Source organism: Marinobacter sp., from assembly GCF_014859525.1.
Taxonomy (GTDB): Bacteria; Pseudomonadota; Gammaproteobacteria; order Pseudomonadales; family Oleiphilaceae; genus Marinobacter.
Window position 1 is genome coordinate 1 of record NZ_JACUUB010000030.1, and the last position, 23,905, is coordinate 23,905.

General features: G+C 54.8%; 20 protein-coding genes and 1 tRNA gene. 1 reads left to right on the forward strand and 20 read right to left on the reverse strand.

The window, feature by feature from the left end; translation table 11 throughout:
* Positions 1 to 187: 187 nt before the first annotated feature.
* From IBX51_RS08200 to ftsH, 17 genes are all read right to left on the reverse strand, one after another.
* The gene (locus tag IBX51_RS08200; protein WP_291830633.1) at positions 188 to 910 is read right to left on the reverse strand and encodes an amino acid ABC transporter ATP-binding protein; all 723 of its coding nucleotides are present in this window, start codon (positions 908 to 910) and stop codon (positions 188 to 190) included.
* Positions 907 to 1,560, reverse strand: coding sequence for an amino acid ABC transporter permease (locus IBX51_RS08205; protein ID WP_291830635.1), 654 nt, complete (start codon positions 1,558 to 1,560; stop codon positions 907 to 909). Before IBX51_RS08205 ends, IBX51_RS08200 begins: the two co-directional genes overlap by 4 nt.
* A complete protein-coding gene (locus IBX51_RS08210; protein WP_291830638.1) occupies positions 1,560 to 2,225 on the reverse strand; it encodes an amino acid ABC transporter permease in 666 nt (221 codons plus the stop codon). Before IBX51_RS08210 ends, IBX51_RS08205 begins: the two co-directional genes overlap by 1 nt.
* 152 nt (positions 2,226 to 2,377) lie before the next feature.
* On the reverse strand, positions 2,378 to 3,196 hold the full coding sequence (locus tag IBX51_RS08215; protein ID WP_291830640.1) for a transporter substrate-binding domain-containing protein: 819 nt from the start codon (positions 3,194 to 3,196) through the stop codon (positions 2,378 to 2,380).
* A gap of 391 nt (positions 3,197 to 3,587) precedes the next feature.
* Complete coding sequence (gene pnp / locus IBX51_RS08220; protein WP_291830681.1) at positions 3,588 to 5,702, reverse strand: polyribonucleotide nucleotidyltransferase; 2,115 nt, start codon at positions 5,700 to 5,702, stop codon at positions 3,588 to 3,590.
* 365 nt (positions 5,703 to 6,067) lie between these two features.
* Positions 6,068 to 6,337, reverse strand: a complete 270-nt coding sequence (gene rpsO, locus IBX51_RS08225) for a 30S ribosomal protein S15 (RefSeq protein ID WP_044389340.1) — start codon at positions 6,335 to 6,337, stop codon at positions 6,068 to 6,070.
* 79 nt (positions 6,338 to 6,416) lie between these two features.
* Positions 6,417 to 7,340: a tRNA pseudouridine(55) synthase TruB gene (gene truB / locus IBX51_RS08230; RefSeq protein WP_291830646.1), complete on the reverse strand. Its 924-nt coding sequence runs from the start codon at positions 7,338 to 7,340 to the stop codon at positions 6,417 to 6,419.
* Complete coding sequence (gene rbfA, locus IBX51_RS08235) at positions 7,337 to 7,768, reverse strand: 30S ribosome-binding factor RbfA (RefSeq protein ID WP_291830648.1); 432 nt, start codon at positions 7,766 to 7,768, stop codon at positions 7,337 to 7,339. Before rbfA ends, truB begins: the two co-directional genes overlap by 4 nt.
* Entirely contained in the window at positions 7,768 to 10,296 is a 2,529-nt protein-coding gene (gene infB, locus IBX51_RS08240; protein WP_291830651.1) for a translation initiation factor IF-2, read from the reverse strand. The genes rbfA and infB overlap by 1 nt, the downstream gene beginning before the upstream one ends.
* Positions 10,297 to 10,316: 20 nt before the next feature.
* Complete coding sequence (gene nusA, locus IBX51_RS08245) at positions 10,317 to 11,810, reverse strand: transcription termination factor NusA (protein ID WP_291830653.1); 1,494 nt, start codon at positions 11,808 to 11,810, stop codon at positions 10,317 to 10,319.
* A gap of 54 nt (positions 11,811 to 11,864) precedes the next feature.
* Positions 11,865 to 12,326, reverse strand: a complete 462-nt coding sequence (rimP, locus tag IBX51_RS08250) for a ribosome maturation factor RimP (protein WP_291830655.1) — start codon at positions 12,324 to 12,326, stop codon at positions 11,865 to 11,867.
* A gap of 317 nt (positions 12,327 to 12,643) precedes the next feature.
* A tRNA-Leu gene (locus IBX51_RS08255) sits at positions 12,644 to 12,728 on the reverse strand.
* Between the two features lie 8 nt (positions 12,729 to 12,736).
* Positions 12,737 to 13,114: a preprotein translocase subunit SecG gene (gene secG / locus IBX51_RS08260; RefSeq protein WP_291830657.1), complete on the reverse strand. Its 378-nt coding sequence runs from the start codon at positions 13,112 to 13,114 to the stop codon at positions 12,737 to 12,739.
* Positions 13,115 to 13,138: 24 nt separating this feature from the next.
* Positions 13,139 to 13,909: a triose-phosphate isomerase gene (gene tpiA, locus IBX51_RS08265; protein ID WP_291830658.1), complete on the reverse strand. Its 771-nt coding sequence runs from the start codon at positions 13,907 to 13,909 to the stop codon at positions 13,139 to 13,141.
* Between the two features lie 83 nt (positions 13,910 to 13,992).
* Positions 13,993 to 15,336 carry a phosphoglucosamine mutase gene (gene glmM / locus IBX51_RS08270; protein ID WP_291830659.1) on the reverse strand — a complete coding sequence of 448 codons (1,344 nt, stop codon included), beginning with the start codon at positions 15,334 to 15,336 and terminating at the stop codon, positions 13,993 to 13,995.
* Positions 15,336 to 16,166: a dihydropteroate synthase gene (gene folP / locus IBX51_RS08275; protein ID WP_291830660.1), complete on the reverse strand. Its 831-nt coding sequence runs from the start codon at positions 16,164 to 16,166 to the stop codon at positions 15,336 to 15,338. The genes glmM and folP overlap by 1 nt, the downstream gene beginning before the upstream one ends.
* Positions 16,167 to 16,261: 95 nt before the next feature.
* The gene (gene ftsH / locus IBX51_RS08280) at positions 16,262 to 18,205 is read right to left on the reverse strand and encodes an ATP-dependent zinc metalloprotease FtsH (protein WP_291830661.1); all 1,944 of its coding nucleotides are present in this window, start codon (positions 18,203 to 18,205) and stop codon (positions 16,262 to 16,264) included.
* Between the two features lie 298 nt (positions 18,206 to 18,503).
* Here ftsH and yhbY point away from each other — a divergent pair, with 298 nt between their 5' ends.
* Complete coding sequence (gene yhbY, locus IBX51_RS08285; RefSeq protein WP_291830662.1) at positions 18,504 to 18,812, forward strand: ribosome assembly RNA-binding protein YhbY; 309 nt, start codon at positions 18,504 to 18,506, stop codon at positions 18,810 to 18,812.
* 136 nt (positions 18,813 to 18,948) lie between these two features.
* Here yhbY and greA read toward each other — a convergent pair whose 3' ends face one another.
* From greA to carA, 3 genes are all read right to left on the reverse strand, one after another.
* Positions 18,949 to 19,428 (reverse strand): transcription elongation factor GreA, encoded by a 480-nt coding sequence (greA, locus tag IBX51_RS08290; RefSeq protein WP_291830663.1) that lies wholly within the window; start codon positions 19,426 to 19,428, stop codon positions 18,949 to 18,951.
* Positions 19,429 to 19,433: 5 nt separating this feature from the next.
* Positions 19,434 to 22,652, reverse strand: coding sequence for a carbamoyl-phosphate synthase large subunit (carB, locus tag IBX51_RS08295; protein WP_291830664.1), 3,219 nt, complete (start codon positions 22,650 to 22,652; stop codon positions 19,434 to 19,436).
* 82 nt (positions 22,653 to 22,734) lie between these two features.
* Positions 22,735 to 23,865 (reverse strand): glutamine-hydrolyzing carbamoyl-phosphate synthase small subunit, encoded by a 1,131-nt coding sequence (gene carA / locus IBX51_RS08300; protein ID WP_291830665.1) that lies wholly within the window; start codon positions 23,863 to 23,865, stop codon positions 22,735 to 22,737.
* Between the last annotated feature and the right edge of the window lie 40 nt (positions 23,866 to 23,905).

The window sequence follows — 23,905 nt, forward strand, 5'->3', positions numbered from 1 at the left end:
CCAAAGATTTCCTGAGAACCGACACGCCTCACGGCGCGACGTTTATGCTGCCGGCGTATCGGGAGACGGTGCTGGAGTTTATGGAGGAGGATCTCCAACGGTGAAGGCAGCAGAACAGGAGGAGTAAAAATGGTCAGGGGAGCGGGTCCAAGAACTCCCCCAACCAGCACAACACTTTACATGGCTTTTAGCGCACTTTTGACAGGAACTTTTGGGTGAGCGGGTTCTGAGGATCGGTGATCACCTGCCGGGCTTCACCAATCTCGGCGATCACGCCTTGATGGAAATAGGCCACCCTGTCAGACACGTCCCGGGCGAAGCCCATTTCATGTGTTACACAGATCATCGTCATGCCCTCTTCCGCCAACAGACGCAGAGTGTCCAAGACTTCACCGACCAACTCCGGGTCAAGTGCCGAGGTTACCTCGTCGAGCAACATGTAGTCCGGCTTCATGGCCAACGCTCTGGCAATAGCCAGTCGCTGCTGCTGGCCACCGGACATCTTGGTGGGGTATACGTCCAGCTTGTCACCCAGGCCAACGTGCTCAAGCTCCTTTCGGGCAATCTCGATGGCTTCTTCCTTGCTCATCTTCTTGACGATACGGGGAGCCAGGGCGGCGTTTTCCAGGACAGTCATGTGAGGAAACGAGTTCCACTGCTGGAACACCATGCCTAGTTTCTGGCGCAGCTTGTCCTTGTTGGTGACCTTTGCATGCACATTCACATCGTCAACAAGAATAGTACCTTTATTGATGGATTCGATGGCGTTGATGCAGTAAAGCAGGGTTGATTTACCGCTGCCAGAGCCCCCTATCACGCTTAACACTTCACCTTTGTTCACATCCAGGCTGACGCCTTTCAGGACTTCAAGGTCTCCAAAAGATTTGTGGACATTCTGAACGCTTATCATATTGCCATTTTCCTCTCGACATACCGGCCATAGTAGGAAAGCGGGTACGAAATAATGAAGTAGAAGATACCGACACCGATCAAAATTTCGAGCGGCTGCTGGGTTCTCGAAATCAATTGCTCAGAGGTGCGCAACAGCTCCATGTAACCAATCACCGACACCAATGCCGAATCCTTGATAACGCTCAGCGACACACCCAGCCAGGAGGGAAAAACCGCTCTAAGGCTGATCGGCAACCTTATGTGGTAGATGGTCTGCCAGTTGGACATGCCCAGTGAACGTGCGGCCGTTTGCATAGATGGGCTAACGCTCTCAAAGCCGCCGCGGAACACCTCACTCATAAACGCCATGGTGTAAAGGGACAGTACAATGGAACCTGCTACAAATGGCGCCAGCGGACTTCCCATCGCTCCCATGAGGGTGGAAAACAGAATCAACTGTATGATCAGAGGGACGCTCCGAAGCACGTCCAGCAGGCTGCCAAACAGGACATTGACTACCTTATTACTCTCAGAGCGGATAAAACCCACGATCAACCCAAGTGCGGTACCAACAACGATTGCCAGAACCGAGATGATGATGGTGTTCCAGACACCGGTCAGGATCAGACCACTGTCGCTCCAGGAAAGGGGTGTGAATAACGAGCCCATCAGATCTCCCCCCTGAACAGCCTGCGCGAAAGAAGCGATGAACCAAACAGAACCAGTTTGGTGAGGATGTAGTACATCACCGCCGCCACAATAAAGAACTCAAGGGTTCGGAACGACAGTGACTGCAAGCGCTGAGTGGTTCCGGACAACTCGCTCATACCCACGAGGATGCCCAAGGAGCTCATCAGGATAGACCAGACGAGTTGGTTGGTCATCGGATGATAGATACGCCGAAGCATCTGCGGCAGAATGATATGCCAGTATGACTGAAAACTGGTCATACCAAGGGATTTCGAAGCACTGTACTGGGTACTCGGAATTGATTGAAAGCCGCCGCGGAAGGTCTCGGCAAGGTAACCGGCGTTAATGAACACCAGGGCGCTCAGTACCGCAGCATAGGGGCTCAGGTGTATACCCAGTGCCCCCAGGCCAAAATAGGCCATATAGATCTGGAACAATGCTGGGGTGTTCCGGGCAATTTCCACCCAGACGGTGGCAACGTGGCAGAAGAATTTGGTGTTGTTCATCTTGGCAATCGCCAACAGAATGGCAATGACAATGCCTAGAAGCATAGCAAGCACGGAGACGTGCAGGGTAACAAAGGCGCCACTAAGTAACTCAGGCATATTCTGGAACACGACGTTCCAATGAAATCTGTAGTCCATACCTTGGCCATTTTATTGCAATGGAAGGGGGCTCGACTAACGCTAACGGATAGCTGCGATAGGGCATTGTGGCCAGGCCGCGGGAGGAACCCGCACCCTGGCCAGAGCAGCAACCGAGCGACTCAACTGCCCGGTAGTTGCGGTTTTAGCGCTTACTTATTGTCTCTCAGAGACTGGATCAGATCGGCCGGGGCGTCCGTGCCAAAGTGCTTGTTATAGGCCGTATTCATATTGCCATCCCGGATCTGGCGGACCAGGAACAGATTCAGATAGTTGATCCAGGCCGTTTCATCACGCTTGGCGATAATGCCCACTACGTCGTCATAATTGGGCACATAAGGGCCAGCCACAAATTCTGCAAACTCTTTGCTGCGAAGCTTGGTGGCGATATTGGTGTTGGTCGAAATGATGGCATCCACTTTACCTTGATACAGCCCAAGGTATGCGTCGTTCTCGGACCTGAATGAGGTGTAGTTGCTCTTGCCCCAACCTTGTTGCTCGGCGTAGGCCAGGTATTCTGTTTCGTAAGTTGTGCCGAGGGCCGCGCCCACCTTCAGGTTCTTCAGGTCATCAAAGGAATTAATGTTCTTGTCTTCGTGGGCAATCACCTGGAACTTGAATACAAAGTATGGATAGGTGAAGCCTACGGTCTTGGCGCGCTCAAGGGTGTCGGAGGTGGACCCGATAACCACATCGGTCTTTCCGGAGATCAGTGAGGGAATACGCTCGCCCCAGGTCAGATTAAGAACATTGACGTTAACACCCATGGCTTCGCCAAGGTCGTTACAATAATCCACATCAAAACCGGCGGGATTGTTGTTCCCGTCAAAGTATCCCATTGGTGGGAAGTCAAGAACGACTCCACAGTTCAACGTACCGCGTTGAATAACAGTATCCAGTTGATCAGCCGACGCGTTAACAGATGACAGCGCCGCACAGGCAAATACCAGCGTTGCAAGTTTTCGAATCATTGTATTTTCTCTTGTTTTTTTCGTGGCTTTTATTGGTGTTATCAATGCGCTTGAGCATCACAGACTGGATGCAAAGTGCATATTTTTACATTAGCGCAGAAGCATTAGTCTGATCGACCAAAATCTAAACTTTTCTAGTGATTTTTCCTGAAATTTACCGCCAAAAAAAGATTATCGACAGCCATCGCCCCAAAACCCAGTCAATATGCTCGCAAACTGGCTCCTTTCTTTTTTCTTAACGCAATGATTTTATGAAACTTTTTCGGCTTTCAGGAAAATAGACTATGTTCAGCCGCCCAAAGAGCGGGCTAATACTCCCTATACTCCCTAAACAAAAAACCCGCCAAACCAAAGGTAAGGCGGGTTTTCTCACTACTGACTAACTGAAAGATCAGTCAGCGAAGTCAGTCGGCTGCTCGCCTTCCTTAACTTCCTTCATGGACAGCTTAACGCGGCCACGGTTGTCCACGTCCAGTACCTTGACCAGAACTTCCTGACCTTCGCTCAGCTCGTCAGTCACGTTCTCGATACGGCGATCAGAGATCTGGGAAATGTGCACCAGACCATCCTTGCCAGGCAAGATGTTAACGAACGCACCAAACTCTACAATCCGCTCAACGCGGCCTTTGTATAGCGCACCCACTTCGATCTCGGCAGTAATTTCCTTCACGCGGTTCATTGCAGCTTGTGCAGCGGCTGCGTTATCCGCGTAAATCTTCACATTACCGTCGTCGTCCAGATCAATAGATGCGCCGGTTTCGTCACAGATAGAACGGATCACAGAACCGCCCTTACCGATAACGTCACGGATCTTGTCCGGATGGATCTTGATGGTGGTGATGCTCGGTGCGCGGTCAGACAGCTCGGCACGCGGCTCGGAGATCACCTTGTTCATTTCACCGAGAATGTGCAGGCGGGCTGCGTGAGCCTGCTCAAGAGCCAGCTCCATGATTTCGTCGGTGATGCCGTTGATCTTGATATCCATCTGCAGAGCGGTGATGCCATCTCTGGTACCGGCAACTTTGAAGTCCATGTCGCCCAGGTGATCTTCGTCACCCAGGATGTCGGTCAGGATAGCGAAATTGTCGCCTTCCTTAACCAGACCCATGGCGATACCAGCAACCGGTGCCTTGATCGGCACACCTGCGTCCATCAACGCCAGACTGGAACCACAAACCGATGCCATAGAGCTGGAACCGTTGGATTCGGTAATCTCGGATACCGCACGAATGGCGTACGGGAATTCCTCAAGAGTCGGCATAACCGCCAACACACCACGCTTGGCCAGGCGACCATGACCCACTTCACGACGACCCGGAGTACCAACACGGCCAGCTTCACCAACGGAGTACGGAGGGAAGTTATAGTGGAACAGGAACGGGTCTTTGCGCTCACCTTCCAGGGCGTCGATGATCTGAACGTCACGAGTGGTGCCGAGCGTAGCCGTTACGATAGCCTGGGTTTCACCACGGGTGAACAGCGCAGAACCATGAACGGACGGCAGGATGCCCACTTCCACTTCAATCGGGCGCACGGTCTTGTTGTCACGACCATCAATACGCGGCTTGCCATCGATAACCTGCTGGCGAACCACGGACTTCTCAACTTTACCGAAGTATTTCTTGACCAGCTCTGCAGAAGGCTTACCTTCCTCGTCACCGGCCAGTTTCTCAACAATGCCGGCCTTGATCTCACCCAGGCGGGTGTAACGGGCCATCTTGTCGCGGATGGCGTAAGCTTCTTCGATGGCGCCACCAAACTCTGACTTGATGGCGTTCAGCAGTTCGTTGTCAACTTGCTCTGGCTGCCAATCCCAACGGGGCTTGCCGTTTTCGGCCGCGAATTCCTTGATGGCTGTTACCGCAGTCTGCATTTCTTGATGAGCAAACAAAACGCCGCCCAGCATCTGATCTTCAGACAAGCCTTTGGCTTCGGACTCAACCATCAGCACCGCGTCCTCAGTACCCGCAACCACCATGTCCAGCATGGAGGTTTGCAGCTCTTCAAACGTCGGGTTCAGGAAGTAACCTTTGTCGTTGGTGAAGCCAACGCGGGCGGCACCGATCGGGCCGTCAAACGGGATACCAGAAACGGCCAGCGCCGCCGACGCCGCGAGCATGGCTGCGATGTCCGGATCGTGGTTCTTGTTCGCCGACATAACGGTCAGGATGACCTGAACTTCGTTCATGAAACCGTTCGGGAACAGCGGACGGATCGGACGGTCGATCAGGCGCGAGGTCAGCGTCTCTTTCTCGGACGGACGGCCTTCACGCTTGAAAAAACCACCTGGAATTTTGCCCGCGGCGTAGGTTTTTTCGAAGTAGTTAACGGTCAGCGGGAAGAAAGGCTGACCCGGCTTGGCGTCTTTGGCACCCACAACGGTGCCCAATACAGAGGTGTCACCGGTCGTTACCAGAACAGAACCTGTTGCCTGACGAGCAACACGGCCAGTTTCCAGAGTGAAGGTTTCGCCACCCATTTCAAACGTTTTCTTACGTGGTTGCAGATCCACTATTAACTCCTGCTATTCGACTGTTAATACAGGGCCAGATGACCCATTCATCCGTACCCGGATTCCATCAAAACCGCAGCAGCTTGATCTGTGAACCGAAAGCCAACCTGTCTGAAAGCTAACAGGCTGTTGCAAAACCCCGGTAAGGCACGCAGCTTTTGCTACTGCACCCGGGCTTTTCAACAACCTGCTATCAATTTCAGCTTTCCATTACGACAGGGAAAATCCTTCGGTGTCACTGACAAATCAACTGCAGCAATTCGCTCTCTGGCTTCCCCAAACGGGCAAGCTCAGACAGCGGGAGAGAAGCTCGGCTGGCCCGGTTTATTCCGGGCCAGCCTTCAGGTCGTTAAACCGGATTAGCGACGCAGACCCAGACGCTTGATCAGCTCAAGGTAACGGTCAGCGTTTTTGCGCTTGAGGTAGTCCAGCAGTTTACGACGCTGGTTTACCATCCGGATCAAGCCACGGCGGGAATGGTGATCCTGCTTGTTGGCCTTGAAGTGATCCTGCAGCTTGTTGATGTTAGCGCTCAGCAGTGCCACCTGAACTTCAGGGGAACCGGTATCGCCATCAGCTTGCTGATAATCATTAACGATCTGTGCTTTCTCATTGGCAGAAAGAGCCATATTACACCTCATTGGTTGCGATGCTGATAAATCCGGCCGAACCGCGCATCTCTACAGCCCGGCTACTCCACGACGGGTATTACCCGCCGCTGTTCTTTACCAGACGGCGCGGCACCAAATTGGTGTCTTCGCCCTCGGGTACAGCTTCTACCAACCCAACAAAGGAATGATCGCCGTAGATACGCACGAAACCTTCAAAAGGCTGTCCTGATATTCTAACCGGTTGTCCGTTCAATATCGATACCAGCGGCGAGCCGCCCAACCGGTGCTCCGGGAACATGGTCAGCGCACTCTCTGGCGGCAACAGCAGCCCGTCCAGGCTTTCTCCACTTTCCCGCATGGCCTCGAGCACAGTGACATCGTGGGCTTGCGACAGATCATAACCGGAGGCCATAGTCCGCCTCAGTGCAACGACGTGAGCGCCACAACCCAGGGCCTCACCGATATCTTCAACCAGTGAGCGTATGTACGTACCCTTGGTGCAGGTAACAGCCATATCCAGCTCATTGTCGCGAACGGCCAGCAGTTTGAGCTCATAGATGGTCACCGGACGTGCGGGACGATCAACCTCAATGCCTTGTCGGGCGTACTCATACAGAGGTTTGCCCTGATGCTTGAGCGCCGAATACATCGATGGAACCTGCTGGATATCTCCGCGAAAGTTCTCAAGCACCGCTTCGAGCTGAGCTTCCGTCAATACCGGCACCGGTTTCTCTTCAACCACGGCACCTTCGCTGTCACCTGTTTCCGTCCGTACGCCCAGGCGCGCGGTGGTGATGTACGCCTTGTCACTGTCCAGCATCATCTGGGAGAACTTGGTGGCTTCACCAAAGCACAGCGGCAGAACGCCGGTTGCGAGGGGGTCAAGCGCGCCGGTATGGCCCGCTTTAGCGGCACCATACAGGCGCTTGATCTGCTGAAGAATACCGTTCGAGGTAACACCCACTGGCTTGTCGATCACCAGGATGCCATTTACATCACGGCCTTTGCGTCGACGACTCAAGCGTCACGCTCCGGGTTATCGGAAACAGGGTCTTCATTGTCGTCCCGAGGCACCGATGGTTGATCACCAACGGCCTGCCGGATAAGACGATCCATTTTCCGACTCTGATTGAGCAGGCTGTCAAAATGAAAGCGCAGATGAGGCACTACCCGTAGCTTCATAGCCCGCCCGACCTGGCCGCGCAAAAAACCGGAGGCCTTGTTCAGCGCAGACAAAGAGTCTTGGACGGCAGGTGACTGCTCCGTGAGTTCATCAGTGGACAGCAACGACACGTAGATGTCGGCATAACCCAGGTCACGACTTACCTTGACGGCGTTCACTGTGACCATTCCAACGCGAGGATCTTTCACCTCGCGCTGGATGAGCTGGGCCAGTTCGCGTTGCATTTGATCACCAATGCGATCTATGCGACTGAATTCCCGTGCCATCAGGCCCCCGTCGATTCGAGCTTGCGTTCAACACGGACGCGATCAAACACTTCGATCTGGTCGCCCACTTTGACGTCATAACCCTTAACGCCGATACCACATTCCATACCGTTACGAACTTCCTGGACGTCATCCTTGAAGCGACGCAGGGATTCCAGCTCGCCTTCAAAGATCACCACGTTGTCACGCAGCACACGGATTGGCTTGTTACGGTATACGTTACCTTCGGTCACCATACAACCAGCCACCTGGCCGAACTTCGGTGAGCGGAAGACGTCACGCACATCGGCAATACCGATAATGTCTTCGCGGAACTCAGGCTTGAGCATGCCGGTCAGAGCAAACTTCACGTCATCCAGCAGGTTGTAGATGATGCTGTAGTAACGCAGGTCCAGACCTTCCTGCTCAACAAGACGCTTGGACGCTGTGTCTGCACGCACGTTAAAACCAAAGATAACGGCGTTGGTCGCCATGGCCAGGCTGACGTCGGTTTCGGCGATGCCGCCAACTCCAGACGACACGATCTTGACCTGAACTTCTTCGTTACCGAGATCGTGAAGAGCCTTAACAATAGCCTCAAGCGAGCCGCGCACGTCTGTCTTGAGCACAACGTTAAGAGTTTTAACCTCGTCTTTGCCCATGTTTTCAAACATGTTTTCCAGCTTGGCAGCTTGCTGGCGCTGCAAGCGGTGCTCACGCTCACGAGTCTGACGGTGTTCAGCCAGCTCTTTTGCTTTCTTCTCGTCGGCAACGGCGTAAAACTCATCACCTGCATCCGGCGTACCGTTAAGACCGAGGATCTCAACAGGAATTGACGGGCCAGCATCTTTAACCGGCTTGCCGGCTTCGTCGGTCATGGCGCGGACTTTACCGAAGAAGGAGCCTGCAACAACCATATCGCCCTGGCGCAGAGTACCGTTCTGTACCAGCACGGTGGCAACGGAGCCACGACCACGCTCCAGGCTCGACTCAACCACAACACCTTTCGCTGAGGCGTCGGGTGAAGCTTCAAGCTCAAGCACTTCTGCCTGCAGGAGGATGGCTTCGAGCAAATCATCGATACCGACACCGGTATGTGCAGATACGGGAATGAACTGAACGTCACCGCCCCAATCTTCCGGAATCACATCCAGAGCAGACAGCTCATTCTTGATCCGGTCCGGATCGGCCTCTTCCTTGTCCATCTTGTTGATGGCAACCACCAGAGGTACGCCGGCCGATTTGGCGTGCTGTACCGCTTCCTTGGTTTGCGGCATAACACCGTCGTCAGCGGCCACCACCAGAATCACGATATCGGTGCACTGAGCACCACGAGCACGCATGGCTGTAAAGGCGGCGTGGCCCGGGGTATCCAGGAAGGAAACCATACCGTGGTCAGTCTCGACGTGATACGCCCCGATGTGCTGGGTAATGCCACCGGATTCACCAGCGGCGACTTTGGTGCGACGAATGTAATCGAGCAGCGACGTCTTACCATGGTCAACATGCCCCATCACGCTGACAACGGGTGCCCGTTTGATTTTAACTTTGCCTTCGTGCTGAACGGAAATTTCGCTCAACACTTCTTCTTCCAGCGCGTCGTCACTGATTGCGCGAGGTTTGTGACCCAGCTCTTCGGTAACGAGCATGGCCGTTTCCTGGTCCAGCGGCTGGTTGATGGTGGCCATAACGCCCATTCCCATCAGGGTTTTGATGACATCAGCGGCTTTGACTGCCATGCGCTGTGCAAGATCACCAACGGTGATAACTTCCGGAATCTGTACTTCTCTAACCATGGGCTTGGTTGGCCTCTCGAAAGCGTGACGCTTTTCTTTCGGTTTCTTTTTAGCCCGCAACTGCTTACGAGGAGAGCTGTCTTCTTCGTCCTCAGAAATAGCCAGTGGTTCGTCAACCGGACGGCTGCGAGGCCCGCGGTGGCCAGCCTGTTTCTTCTTCGGCTTGCCTTCTTCGATTTCGTCGCCGCGCTCGCGCACCTTCTCTTTCTTTTTCTTCGGCTTACGATCCCGACCTTCATCGTCAGGCGGAGGCATAGGCATATCCTCCGGCGCTGTAACCGGCTCAGGCTCAGGCGCTTTCTCGGGCGCAGATGGCGCCTCGACCTGTTCCGCAGGCTTTTCTGCCTGCTGTTCTGCGGCTACCTTGGGCGCATCCTCAACCGCCGGCACTTCAGCAACCGGCTGCGGTGCCACATCTTCCGGCTTAGGCGCCTCTACCTCGGCTTCTGCCTCAGGTTGTACTTCCGCACGTTTGATGTAAGTGCGGCGCTTACGCACTTCCACACTCACGGTTTTGGCCTTGCCGGCCTTCAGCGTGGTGGTGGTCTTGCGCTTGAGTGTAATCTTTTGCGGCTCATCCCCGGCTTCGCCGTGGTTCTTTCTCAGATACGTCAGCAGCTGCTGCTTCTCATCGCTGGAGACAGCATCGTTTTCACTGCGAGCTTTCAGGCCCGCCTCAACGATCTGCTTCAGCAAACGATCCACGGGAGCGCCTACGTCTGCGGCCAGTTGTTTTACCGTTACTTCAGCCATACTGGTCCTCCTCTCCCGAATCAGGCCTGGTCTTCAAACCAGGGTGCACGTGCCGTCATAATCAATCGACCTGCACGCTCTTCATCCATACCTTCGATTTCGAGCAGATCATCCACAGACTGCTCGGCCAGATCTTCCATAGTACGCACACCCATACCGGCGAGTTTAAACGCCAGAGAACGGTCCATGCCTTCCATTTCGAGAAGATCTTCCGCGGGCTCGGCGCCTTCCAGGGCCTCTTCACTTGCCAGCGCCTTATTCAACAGCACGTCCTTGGCACGATTGCGCAATTCTGTGACGGTCTCTTCGTCAAAACCATCAATCGCCAGCATTTCTTCCATCGGGACATAGGCCACCTCTTCAATGGAGGTAAAACCTTCTTCGATCAAAACGCCGGCAAATTCTTCATCTACATCCAGGTTCGCGGTGAAGTGTTCAACCAGGCGAGAATACTCCTGCTCCTGGCGTTCACCCGCCTCTTCCTCCGTCATGACGTTTAACGTCCAACCGGTCAGCTCGGTAGCCAGACGAACGTTTTGACCGTTCCGGCCAATGGCCTGCGCAAGGTTATCTTCGGCAACGGCCACATCCATCGTGTGGCGATCTTCGTCCATCACGATAGAGGCCACTTCCGCCGGCGCCATCGCGTTGATCACCAACTGTGCCGGGTTGTCGTCCCACAGCACGATATCAACACGCTCGCCACCCAGTTCGTTGGAGACCGCTTGAACCCTGGAACCGCGCATACCAACACAAGCACCCACCGGATCGATACGACGATCATTGGTCTTGACCGCAATCTTGGCACGCGAGCCGGGATCACGAGCAGCACCGCGAATCTCGATCAATTCTTCAGCAATCTCCGGCACTTCGATACGAAATAGCTCGACCAGCATCTGAGCATCGGTGCGGCTCAGAATCAGCTGTGGGCCTCTGTGATCCGTGCGAATTTCCAGCAGCAAGGCACGAACGCGATCACCCATTCGGAACGTCTCACGCGGAATCAGGTGTTCCCGGGGCAGCAGCGCTTCGGCGTTGGCACCCAGGTCCACAATAACGTTGTCACGTGTGACTTTTTTGACGGTACCAGACACCAATTCGCTGACACGATCACGGTAGCTATCCACTATCTTGGAGCGCTCTGCTTCACGTACCTTCTGGAAGATAATCTGCTTGGCCGCCTGGGCACCGATACGACCGAAGGCGACCGATTCCACCTTCTCTTCGTGGGTATCACCCGGCCTGAGATCGGTGTCGATTTCTTCCGCTTCCTGCATGGTGAGCTCAGTGCCCAGCGCCGGCACAGCGTCGTTATCAACCACAAGCCAACGACGGAAGGTCTCGTACTCTCCGGTGCGGCGATCAATGGCAACCCGAACATCGGCCTCTTCGTCGTCATAACGTTTTTTGGCGGCGGTTGCGAGTGCGAGTTCGATCGCCTCGAAAATCACATCCTTATCGACACCTTTTTCGTTCGAAACGGATTCCACGACCAGCAAGATCTCTTTACTCATTGGATTGCCCTGCCCTAAAAATAATCGATACATCTACAGATTTAATCGAATGTGTCATTCAAAAACCGGCAAAATGTTGGCTCTGTCTATGCTGTCAAACGGCAACAGGTATTCGTGGTCATCCGCCACGATCACGACGTCGTCGCCCTCTATCCCTTTGATCAGCCCCTGAAACTTGCGCCGGCCCTCAAACGCCATACGCAACTTGATTTGCACCTGATGACCAACAAACGCCTCGTACTGCTCAAGACGGAACAATGGCCGGTCCATGCCCGGAGAAGACACCTCAAGGGTGTATTCACTCTGAATCGGGTCTTCTACGTCCATGACACCACTGACCTGACGACTGACTTTTTCACAGTCTTCTATGCTGATGCCGTTTTCAACATCATCAATAAATACCCGAAGCATGGATTGATAGCCCCGGGAACGATATTCAATACCCCAGAATTCATAGCCTAACCCTTCTACTACAGGGCGCAGAATGTCTTCCAGTTGTTTAAGCTTGGCTGACAAGTGTCGCCGCCTCCGTCTTGAGATTTTCGTACCACAAAAACAAAAAAAGGGCTGTTGATCAGCCCTTTTTATGCACCAGGGCCCTTTACGCCAGGCCCCTTAATCAAAAAGCCCCTGTGAGTGGGGCCTTTTGTTGCAAGAATTCGCAGAAAGCCAACCCAAACCGGCCCCCTGCCGACAGACACCTGGCCTGCCTGGAAGCCGCGCGAAATCATCGCAGCGTCCAATATCCGCCGGAGTATAGTGACGCCACGCGGACTGGTCAAGGACTGACCAAAAAAAACGGCCTGGATATTCCAAGCCGTCGTACTCAATAATGGTGCCCAAGGCCGGACTCGAACCGGCACGGCTTTCGCCACTACCCCCTCAAGATAGCGTGTCTACCAGTTCCACCACTTGGGCAGCACCCTTTACTCGAGGTCAGGAAGTCGAGACTCCCCGCCCTCGGCTTCGCCACCTGCAGACTCTTCAATACCAGGTGTTGAATCAGCCGGCGCCTGACGGGATTCCTGAACCATCGGAATACCAGCCTCACCCACCATTTCAGCACGCTGCTTAGCGAAGATCGCCAGCGAAAAACTCGTTACAAAAAACACAACCGCCAGTAACGTGGTCAGACGGGTCAGGAAGCTACCGCTACCCTGACTACCGAATACCGTCTGGGAGGCTCCACCACCAAATGCCGCACCGGCATCCGCGCCTTTGCCTTGCTGGATAAGAACGAGGCCCACCAGCGCCACGGCGATCACGACGTGAACTACGACTACTAGTGTTTCCATCAAATCCATACAGACTCTCGTAAACGTGTCGGCTTACGCATCTACCGGAAAAGACCGGCAGATACTGACAAATTCTTCAGCCTTAAGGGATGCACCACCTATAAGACCGCCATCGATATCGGGCTCTGCAAACAGAGCGGCCGCATTATCCGCTTTTACGCTGCCCCCGTAAAGTATCGAAACATCTTCCGACGGGGCATTCATTTGCTCAAGCACACCACGAATTTCCGCATGCATCGCCTGAGCATCTTCTGCCGTGGCCGTTTTGCCGGTGCCAATAGCCCAAACAGGCTCATAAGCAACCACCACGCGCGACCATTGACCGGCACTGACATCCGCCAACCCTTGCTGAATCTGGCCAGCAACGACTCGCTCCGCCTCTCCGGCCTCACGCTCTTCAAGCGTCTCACCAACACACAGCACAGCGGTCAACCCAGAATCCAGAACGCACTTGATTTTTTGGGCAACCACGTCGTCCGACTCACCAAACAACTGACGACGCTCGGAGTGCCCTACCAGCACATACTGACAGCCCATATCGCGAGCCATGTCCGATGAAACCTCACCGGTGTATGCACCAGACTGCCACTGACCAACATTTTGTATGCCAGTTGCCAACTCAGATCCACCCTGAGAAACGACCGAATCGACGTAAAGTGCAGGAGGGACGATAATCACGTCTAACGCTCTCTTCACACGCTCGTCAAAACCGGCAACCTGCTCTCGGATGTCACCAACCAACTGCTGCACAAGGTCTTTCGACCCGTTCATTTTCCAGTTACCAGCAACAATCCTGCGGCGCATATCCAGTCTCAATCGTCCCAACTTCAGGGAGGGCGAACTATACAGCAGTCATTTATCTCGCACAACCCGCCCCGCCCTACAAATCAGGGCGTTGACTGCTCAACAACCAACGCAAGCTGATCAACCACGCGACTGATATCCTCTGCGCTCTGGCCTTCAGCCATCACCCGGATCAACGGCTCGGTACCCGAAGCCCGTAAAAGAATCCTGCCAGCATCACCCAGGTCGGCTTCTGCCCGCTGCAAGGCGTCTGTAATATCGGCGCGACTATGGGGGTCAAATCGCTCTGCAACACGAATATTGACCAGCTTCTGAGGTAGCTTTTTCATACCCTGGCGTAGTTGCGCCAAGGTTTTCCCGGAACCACGAACCGCAAGCAGCACCTGCAGCGCAGACACGATCCCATCACCGGTACTGGTGCAGTCGCGGATAACCATGTGGCCGGAACCTTCCCCCCCAACCAGCCAATTATTCGCCAACAAGCGCTCCATCACATAGCGGTCGCCCACTTTAGCGCGCTCGAATTCGATCCCCAGATCACGCAGAGCCAGTTCCACACCCAGGTTGGTCATCAGCGTTCCCACCACACCCCCATGCAACCGACCCTCAGCATGACGCTGAGACGCCAGAATGTAGAGCAGTTCATCGCCATCCACCTCGGAGCCGTCTTGATCAACCATCAAAACCCGGTCACCGTCGCCATCAAAGGCAATACCAAGGTCGGCTTTATTGTCGGCAACGGCTTGCTTGAGGGCGTTCAGGTGCGTGGAGCCAACATTCAGGTTGATATTCAAACCGTCCGGATTGGCACCAATAACGGTTAACTGCGCGCCCAGCTCCTGGAACACCTTCGGAGCAACATGGTAGGTCGCGCCATGCGCGCAATCGAGCACGATATGCATGCCGTCGAGCGCAAACTCATTGGGCACGGTACTTTTACAGAACTCCACATAACGACCGGGCGCATCATCCACCCGGTTGGCCTTGCCCAACAGGTCAGGATCACAAACGTTGATAGGGGTATCCAGCCAACGCTCGATTTCCGCCTCCAGGGCATCATCCAGTTTGGTACCGGCCGGGGAGAAAAACTTGATGCCATTATCGTGATGTGGATTGTGAGAGGCGCTGATCACAATGCCGGCCGACGCCCGGAAGGTGCGCGTCAGATACGCAATGGCAGGCGTCGGCATCGGTCCCAGCAGTTTCACATCGACACCAGCGGCAGACAAACCAGCCTCAAGGGCCGACTCAAACATATACCCTGACAATCGGGTATCTTTACCAATCAACACGCTGTTGTGCTGACCTTTGCGTTTGAATGCCTGGCCTGCGGCCCATCCAAGGTGCAACATAAATTCTGGAGTAATCGGGCTTTCTCCGACACGTCCACGAATACCGTCGGTACCAAAATATTTGCGCTGGGACATCAGACTGCCTCCTTTACTGCCGTCACGATCTTAACGGCGTCCACGGTTTCCCGAACATCATGTACCCTGAGGATGCTCGCGCCTTTCATGGCGGATATTGTCGCGGCAGCGAGGCTCGCCGGCAACCTTTCGTTTATTTCCCTGCCGGTAACCGCCCCCAACATGGACTTTCGAGAGACCCCTATCAGTAACGGATGGCCTAACAGGTGCAACTGCTCCAGCGTCGCCAGCAACTGAAAATTGTGTTCAACACTCTTCCCAAAACCAAACCCCGGATCAAGGATGATACTGTCGGGCGGCACTCCGGCGCTTTCCGCCACCCGCAAGCGCTCCGTCAAAAACGAGCCGACTTCTCGCCGGACATTACGGTAACGAGGGTTGTCCTGCATGCTGTCGGGCTCACCCTGAATGTGCATGAGGCAAACAGGCAGGCCGGTCTTTGCCGCAGCTTCCGGGGCACCGTCACGCTGCAACGCCCGAACATCGTTGATCAGGCCTGCACCCAGCTTTGCCACCTCCGCCATGACCACGGGATTACTGGTATCCACCGAAACCACCACCGCCAGCTCCCGGGCAATGGATTCGATAACCGGACACACGCGGTCCAGCTCTTCTTGCGTCGAAACCGGTGACGCTCCAGGGCGGGTTGACTCGCCACCAACATCAATAAACGCCGCGCCATCGCTGACCATTTGTTGTGCACGGCGCACTGCCGAATCCACCGAATTGAAACGGCCACCGTCTGAGAACGAATCGGGGGTTACATTCAGAATGCCCATCACATGGCAAACAGATAGATCCAGCACACGGCCGGCGAAATTCACTTCCATAGCAACAGTTCCGAAGGTTCAATATCGACAGGTGACAAACACAAACGCCGCCCAAAGTCGGGCGGCGTTTGTGTTGCCTTACTCGGCTTGAGCAATCAGTGCTCGCCGGCAGGCCTACCCATTCCGGGCTGGCGCCCATCATCGGAATCCCGAGGCTCCGGCGCTGCTGCCGGCTCATCAGCCTTCACGCCACCGGTGGGACCACTGTCACCCCAGCCTTTGGGTGGATTGGGCGTGCGGCCTTCCATGATGTCGTCAATCTGATGCCGATCAATCGTCTCATACTTCATCAGGGCATCTGCCATCATATCCAGCTTGTCGCGATTATCGACCAGAATCTGTTTGGCCTTCTCGTAGCAAGTATCAATGATGTTACGAACTTCTTCATCAATCCGCTGAGCAGTCTCCGGCGAGTACACTGTCTGCGCTTGTCCGGCAGAACGACCAAGGAACGGCTCTTCACTATCATTGTCGTATTGCAGCGGACCGAGCTTCTCAGAAAGCCCCCAGCGAGTCACCATGTTACGGGCCAGGCTGGTTGCACGCTCGATATCGTTAGACGCACCAGTGGTTACACCATCAAAGCCGAGCGTCAGTTCTTCCGCAATACGACCACCAAACAAGCTGCAAATAGAGCTGATCAAAAAGCGCTTGCTATGGCTGTACTTGTCTTCCTCCGGAAGGAACATAGTCACACCCAACGCACGGCCGCGCGGAATGATGCTGACCTTGTAAACCGGATCGTGCTCTGGCATGAGGCGACCGACAATGGCATGGCCCGACTCGTGATACGCCGTGTTCCGCTTTTCTTTTTCGCTCATCACCATGGACTTGCGCTCAGCGCCCATCATGATCTTGTCTTTGGCCAGCTCAAACTCTTCCATAGAGACCAGGCGCTGGTTGCGGCGCGCGGCAAAGAGCGCAGCCTCATTGACCAGGTTGGCAAGGTCTGCACCGGAGAACCCCGGGGTGCCACGAGCAATCAGCGCAGGCTCGACACCGTCGGCCAGTGGCACTTTCTTCATGTGCACTTTCAGGATCTGCTCACGACCGATGATGTCGGGCAGACCAACCACAACCTGACGGTCAAACCGGCCCGGACGCAGAAGTGCCGGATCCAGAACGTCAGGACGGTTAGTGGCGGCAATCACGATAACGCCCTCGTTACCTTCAAAACCGTCCATTTCGACCAGCAGTTGGTTCAAGGTCTGCTCACGCTCATCGTGCCCACCACCCATACCGGCGCCACGATGGCGACCAACCGCATCGATTTCATCGATGAAGATAATGCACGGGCTTTGCTTCTTGGCTTGCTCGAACATGTCGCGCACACGCGATGCACCCACGCCCACGAACATTTCAACGAAGTCAGAGCCAGAGATGGAGAAAAAGGGCACCTTGGCTTCGCCGGCAATGGCTTTCGCCAGCAAGGTCTTACCGGTACCCGGCTGACCCACCATCAATACGCCTTTGGGAATACTGCCGCCGAGACGCTGGAACTTGCTCGGATCCCTCAGGAAATCGACCAGCTCTTTAACGTCTTCTTTGGCCTCATCAACGCCAGCGACATCGCCGAAGGTTGTCTTGATTTGATCTTCACTCATCAGCCGAGCTTTGCTCTTGCCGAACGACATGGGCCCTTTTCCACCCCCGCCGCCTTGCATCTGGCGCATGAAGAACACAAACAGCGCAATGATGATCAGAATCGGGAAAGCCGCGACCAGTAGCTGAGTCCACAGGCTCTGGCGTTCCGGCTCCTTACCAATCACTTCTACGTTGTTGGCGAGCAGATCGTCCATCAGTTTGTTGTCGGACAATTGCGGACGGATCGACTGGAACTGGGAGCCGTCAGAGCGTATGCCCTGTACTTCCAGACCATCAATCGTCACTTGCCGGACCTGGCCCTGCTGGACCATCTCCACAAACTGGGAGTAGTTGACTTGTTGCCCGCTGGTGGTGGGAGTGAAATTCTGAAACACCATCAGCAGCACGGCGGCTATTACTAGCCAGAGAACCAGATTTTTTGCCATATCGTTCAAGGATCATCACCTGTGAATTGCAGAGCCTGGGCCGCATGGCCACCAACCCTTTTCGGACACCTTACACCAATTATACGTTCGCCGACCAGAAACGGCCTATCCGAAACCGCCCGCCCTCATACACATATTGGGCCCCCGATCTTGAATTACAACGCCAGCAGGTCAATTAACGCGGCCCTGTACGTGATTACAGCCATTTGTGGCACCAATCTATCTGTTACAATCGCCCAATTATACGCCGTTGTCAGCCTGCATACCGCTGACCTTTTGTTAATTGCATCGATAAAGAGATTACATCATGAGCTTGTCCGCGGAACAGCGCCGGGAGTACCGGGCCATTGCCCACAACCTTAAGCCCGTCATCATTGTTGGCGATAAAGGCCTGTCTGAGGGGCTTCAAGAAGAACTCGACCGCGCACTGAATGATCATGAGCTGATCAAGATCAAAATCGCCAGCCAGGACCGTGAGGCCCGCCAAGAGGCCATCAAAGTACTGTGCGAAAGCTCCAAGGCCGAATTGGTTCAAACCATTGGCAAAATCGCCGTCATTCTGCGCCGATCAAAGAAACCAAACCCCAAGTTGTCGAACTTGCTTCGAACCAGGTAATGGTCAGATAAAAAAAGCCGGCTTAAGTTCCTCTCGCCGGCTTTTTTTGTAGATCGTTAATCCAGGACTGGAGCTGGAGCGTCAGCGGAAAACCGAGCCAACCCCTTCCGAGGCTGACCCTGAGACCTGCCCTCGCTCAAATGTATTCCACCTCTGAGATCTCATACTCCACGGTGCCAGACGGAATACGAATCGCAACCACATCACCCTCGTTTTTACCGACCAGCGCGCGGGCAATCGGGGAAGAGACCGACAACTTTCCAGACTTGATGTCGGCTTCGTCTTCACCCACGATCTGATATTTCACTTCTTCGTCGGTGTCCATGTTCACCAAATGCACGGTAGTGCCGAAAATCACCTTACCGGTGTTTTCCATCTTGGTGACATCGATAACCAGCACCGCCGACAATTTGCCTTCGATCTCCTGGATACGACCTTCGATAAAGCTCTGTTGTTCACGAGCAGCATGGTATTCGGCATTTTCCTTAAGATCACCGTGCTCACGGGCATCGGAAATAGCCTGAATGACACGGGGACGATCCTCAGATTTCAGCTTTTTTAGCTCATCGCGCAGGCGAGCCTCGCCTGTCGGCGTCATGGGTACTCTGTCAGCCATAGTCTTTATTTCCCTGCGTGCAAGTCCTGGAGGCGACGAACCGTGCGCTCCGGACCAAATTTGATCGCCCGGCAGAAGGCTTCGCCGCCTGCCAGTGTCGTTGTGTAGGTTACCTTGGTTTGCAGGGCTGACTGGCGGATTTGCGCCGAGTCGGAAATCGCCTTGCGACCTTCAGTGGTGTTGATGATCAGCTGCACCTGGCCATTTTTGATGGCATCCACTATGTGCGGCCTACCCTCACGGACCTTATTGACTCGCTCTGCGGTGATACCGGCCTCTTTCAGAGCCTTAGCCGTACCAGTAGTCGCAATAATCTTGAACCCGGCATCCACCAGGTCGCGAGCAACCTTGGCCGCGCCAGATTTATCGACATCCCGGACCGACATAAACGCCGTACCCTGAGTGGGCAGACGCTCACCGATGGCCAGCGCAGCCTTGGCAAAGGCTTCATCGAAGCTATCGCCCAGGCCCATTACCTCACCGGTCGACTTCATTTCTGGCCCAAGAATCGGGTCAACCGCCGGGAACTTGTTGAACGGGAACACAGACTCTTTCACGGCGTAATAGGTCGGCACAATTTCCTGCGTGAAATCCAGCTCTTTCAAGCTCTTGCCAGACATCACACGAGCGGCAACGGCCGCCAGCGACACACCGATCGCCTTGGATACAAACGGCACCGTACGGGACGCCCGAGGGTTAACTTCGATCACGTAGATCTCGCCATCCTGCCAGGCCAACTGCACGTTCATCAGGCCGATAACATCCAGTTCGATGGCCATTTTCTTCACGGCATCGCGCATCTGGTCCTGTACGTCTTTGGGCAGACTGTAGGGTGGCAGCGAACAGGCAGAGTCACCGGAGTGAACACCCGCTTGCTCAATGTGCTGCATGATGCCACCGATCACTACGTCGGTGCCGTCACAAATGGCATCGATGTCTACTTCGATGGCGGCGTTCAGGAAGTGATCCAGTAGCACCGGGCTGTCATTGGAAACCAGAACCGCATTGCGCATATAACGCACAAGCTCGGTTTCATCGTAAACGATTTCCATGGCGCGACCACCCAGCACATAAGACGGGCGAACCACCAGCGGATAGCCAATTTCACGAGCCGCCAGAATGCCTTCTTCATGGCTGCGCACGGTGGTGTTTTCCGGCTGATTCAGGCCCAGGCGCTGAATCATCTGCTGGAAGCGTTCACGGTCTTCGGCGCGGTCGATGGCATCCGGGCTGGTGCCGATGATGGGCACGCCGGCAGCTTCGAGGCCACGAGCCAGTTTCAGCGGAGTTTGACCGCCGTACTGAACGATCACACCCTTAGGCTTCTCTACGTTGATGATTTCCAGCACGTCTTCCAGGGTGATAGGCTCAAAGTACAACCGGTCAGAGGTATCGTAATCGGTTGATACGGTCTCCGGGTTGCAGTTGATCATGATGGTCTCGTAGCCGTCTTCACGCATGGCCAGGGCCGCATGCACACAGCAATAATCAAACTCGATACCCTGACCGATACGGTTAGGACCACCACCGATGACCACAATCTTCTCGCGATCACTCGGATCTGCTTCGCACTCTTCCTCATAGGTTGAGTACATGTAGGCGGTGTCAGAAGCAAACTCGGCAGAACAGGTATCGACCCGCTTGTAGACGGGCCGAATGCCCAGATCATGGCGCAGTTTGCGCAGACTGACTTCAGACAGCCCCAATAGCTTGGCCAGACGAGCGTCAGAGAAACCTTTGCGCTTGAGACGGAACATGGTGGCGTGGTCAATATCCGCCTTACCTGCCGACTTCAACGCACGCTCTTCGCGGATCAGATCTTCAATCTGCACCAGATACCAGGGGTCAACCTTGGTGTACTGGAACACTTCATCGACCGTCATACCGGCACGGAAGGCATCGCCGATGTACCAGACCCGCTCTGCGCCCGGCACGTTCAATTCGCGGGCCAGGGTTTCACGGGAATTTTCAGATTCGAACTCGCCCAACTGCTCGTCAAAACCATCTGAGCCCACTTCCAGACCGCGCAGGGCTTTCTGCATGGATTCCTGGAAAGTGCGACCAATAGCCATCACCTCGCCCACCGACTTCATCTGGGTGGTCAGGCGCGCATCGGCCTGCGGAAATTTCTCGAACGTAAAACGAGGAATCTTGGTAACAACGTAGTCAATACTGGGCTCAAATGACGCCGGGGTCACGCCACCGGTGATCTCATTCTGCAGCTCATCCAGGGTATAACCCACCGCCAGCTTGGCGGCCACCTTGGCAATCGGGAAACCCGTGGCCTTGGACGCCAGCGCGGAGGAACGGGACACCCGCGGGTTCATCTCGATAACCACCATGCGGCCGTTATCCGGATTGATACCAAATTGAACATTGGAACCGCCCGTTTCTACGCCAATCTCACGCAGCACCGCCAAAGAGGCGTTCCGCATGATCTGATATTCTTTATCGGTCAGCGTTTGCGCCGGGGCAACGGTGATGGAGTCACCGGTGTGAACACCCATGGCATCAAAGTTTTCAATGGCGCAAACGATGATGCAGTTGTCGTTTTTGTCCCGGACAACCTCCATCTCGTACTCTTTCCAGCCAATCAGGGATTCATCGATCAACAGCTCATTGGTTGGTGACAAATCCAGGCCACGGGTGCAGATTTCCTCGAACTCATCCTTGTTGTAGGCAATACCACCGCCGGATCCACCCATGGTGAATGACGGACGGATAATGCAGGGGAAACCGATATCCTTGTTCGCTTCCCAGGCTTCCGCCATGGAGTGAACAATGGTGGCGCGCGGGCATTCCAGACCGATTTTGCGCATGGCCTTGTCGAAACGGTCGCGGTCTTCGGCTTTATCGATGGTGTCGGCGTTGGCGCCGATCATTTCAACACCGTGTTTTTCCAACACACCGTGCTTTTCCAGATCCAGCGCACAATTCAGCGCAGTCTGACCACCCATGGTAGGCAGCAGGGCATCCGGCTTTTCGTTCTCGATGATCTTCTCGACCGTCTTCCAGGTGATCGGCTCGATGTAGGTGGCATCAGCCATGGCCGGGTCGGTCATGATGGTGGCCGGGTTCGAGTTCACCAGAATAACCCGGTATCCCTCTTCACGCAGGGCTTTACAGGCCTGGGCTCCGGAGTAGTCGAACTCGCACGCCTGCCCGATCACAATGGGGCCAGCGCCCAGGATCAGGATACTTTTGATATCGGTACGTTTTGGCATGTCTTGGTAAACCTGTCAGCAACTTTTGAATTCTTGCAGCGCAAAAACGCGGCGCCTGTTCGTTTTCCGTTTTGAACCACCCTCAGGCAGATCGTGCCTGCATCAACTGGATAAATTCGTCAAACAGGGGCGCCACGTCGTGAGGGCCGGGACTGGCTTCCGGGTGGCCCTGAAAGCTGTAGGCCGCCTTGTCGGTCCGACGAATGCCCTGCAGGGTGCCGTCAAACAACGATTTGTGGGTCGCTTGTACGGTCGCAGGCAAGGTCGATTCATCCACGGCAAAACCGTGGTTCTGACTGGTGATCATCACCGTACCTTTGGCCAGATCCTGCACCGGATGGTTGGCACCGTGATGGCCGTGGCCCATCTTCATGGTTTTGGCACCACTGGCCAGCGCCAGCAATTGATGACCCAAGCAGATACCAAACACCGGAACCTCGGTATCCAGAACCTCTTTGATCGCGGCAATGGCGTAGTCGCAGGGTTCGGGATCGCCCGGGCCGTTGGACAGGAAAATGCCGTCCGGCTTCATCGCGAGCACATCGGCGGCAGGCGTTTGTGCAGGCACCACGGTGATATCGCAGCCCCGCGCGGCCAGCATCCGCAGAATGTTATATTTTACGCCGTAATCCCACGCCACCACTTTGAAACTGGCAGAGGTCCGCTCACCGTAGCCCGAGGCCAGATCCCATTCGGTCTGGCTCCATTGATATGGCTGATCGCACGTCACTTCTTTGGCCAGATCCATCCCCTTAAGACCCGGGAAGGCATTAGCCAGCTCCAATGCACGCTCAGCGGTTGCATTATCGCCAGCAACAATGGCGCCATTCTGAGAGCCTTTGTCCCGGAGGATGCGAGTCAACCGACGGGTATCGATGTCGGCAATGCCAACAATGTTGTTGCTTCGCAGGTAGTCGTCAAGACTGCCCTGGTTGCGCCAGCTACTGGCAAGCAACGGCAAGTCGCGAATGATAAGCCCGGCGGCGTGAATGCGATCGGATTCTACGTCTTCCGCGTTCACACCGGTGTTACCAATGTGCGGATACGTCAGGGTGACGATCTGGCGCGAGTAGGACGGGTCGGTCAGGATTTCCTGATAGCCGGTCATGGCAGTATTGAAGACTACCTCGCCGCTGGTTTCTCCGTTTGCGCCAATGGCGGTGCCGTAAAAAAGGCTTCCGTCTGCGAGAGCAAGGATTGCTGGTGTACTCAAGGCTTGTATCCTCATCGAGTGGCGTAAGTTCGTCACGAAC

Bases quoted from the DNA above. Each gene is read 5' to 3' on its own strand.
- tpiA (WP_291830658.1), bottom strand. From the start codon at position 13,909: ATGCGCCGCAGGATTGTTGCTGGTAACTGGAAAATGAACGGGTCGAAA.
- IBX51_RS08210 (WP_291830638.1), bottom strand. From the start codon at position 2,225: ATGGACTACAGATTTCATTGGAACGTCGTGTTCCAGAATATGCCTGAG.
- secG (WP_291830657.1), bottom strand. From the start codon at position 13,114: ATGGATTTGATGGAAACACTAGTAGTCGTAGTTCACGTCGTGATCGCC.
- IBX51_RS08215 (WP_291830640.1), bottom strand. From the start codon at position 3,196: ATGATTCGAAAACTTGCAACGCTGGTATTTGCCTGTGCGGCGCTGTCA.
- yhbY (WP_291830662.1), top strand. From the start codon at position 18,504: ATGAGCTTGTCCGCGGAACAGCGCCGGGAGTACCGGGCCATTGCCCAC.
- IBX51_RS08200 (WP_291830633.1), bottom strand. From the start codon at position 910: ATGATAAGCGTTCAGAATGTCCACAAATCTTTTGGAGACCTTGAAGTC.
- nusA (WP_291830653.1), bottom strand. From the start codon at position 11,810: ATGAGTAAAGAGATCTTGCTGGTCGTGGAATCCGTTTCGAACGAAAAA.
- infB (WP_291830651.1), bottom strand. From the start codon at position 10,296: ATGGCTGAAGTAACGGTAAAACAACTGGCCGCAGACGTAGGCGCTCCC.
- folP (WP_291830660.1), bottom strand. From the start codon at position 16,166: ATGGAAGTGAATTTCGCCGGCCGTGTGCTGGATCTATCTGTTTGCCAT.
- rbfA (WP_291830648.1), bottom strand. From the start codon at position 7,768: ATGGCACGGGAATTCAGTCGCATAGATCGCATTGGTGATCAAATGCAA.
- rpsO (WP_044389340.1), bottom strand. From the start codon at position 6,337: ATGGCTCTTTCTGCCAATGAGAAAGCACAGATCGTTAATGATTATCAG.
- greA (WP_291830663.1), bottom strand. From the start codon at position 19,428: ATGGCTGACAGAGTACCCATGACGCCGACAGGCGAGGCTCGCCTGCGC.
- IBX51_RS08205 (WP_291830635.1), bottom strand. From the start codon at position 1,560: ATGGGCTCGTTATTCACACCCCTTTCCTGGAGCGACAGTGGTCTGATC.
- glmM (WP_291830659.1), bottom strand. From the start codon at position 15,336: ATGTCCCAGCGCAAATATTTTGGTACCGACGGTATTCGTGGACGTGTC.
- carB (WP_291830664.1), bottom strand. From the start codon at position 22,652: ATGCCAAAACGTACCGATATCAAAAGTATCCTGATCCTGGGCGCTGGC.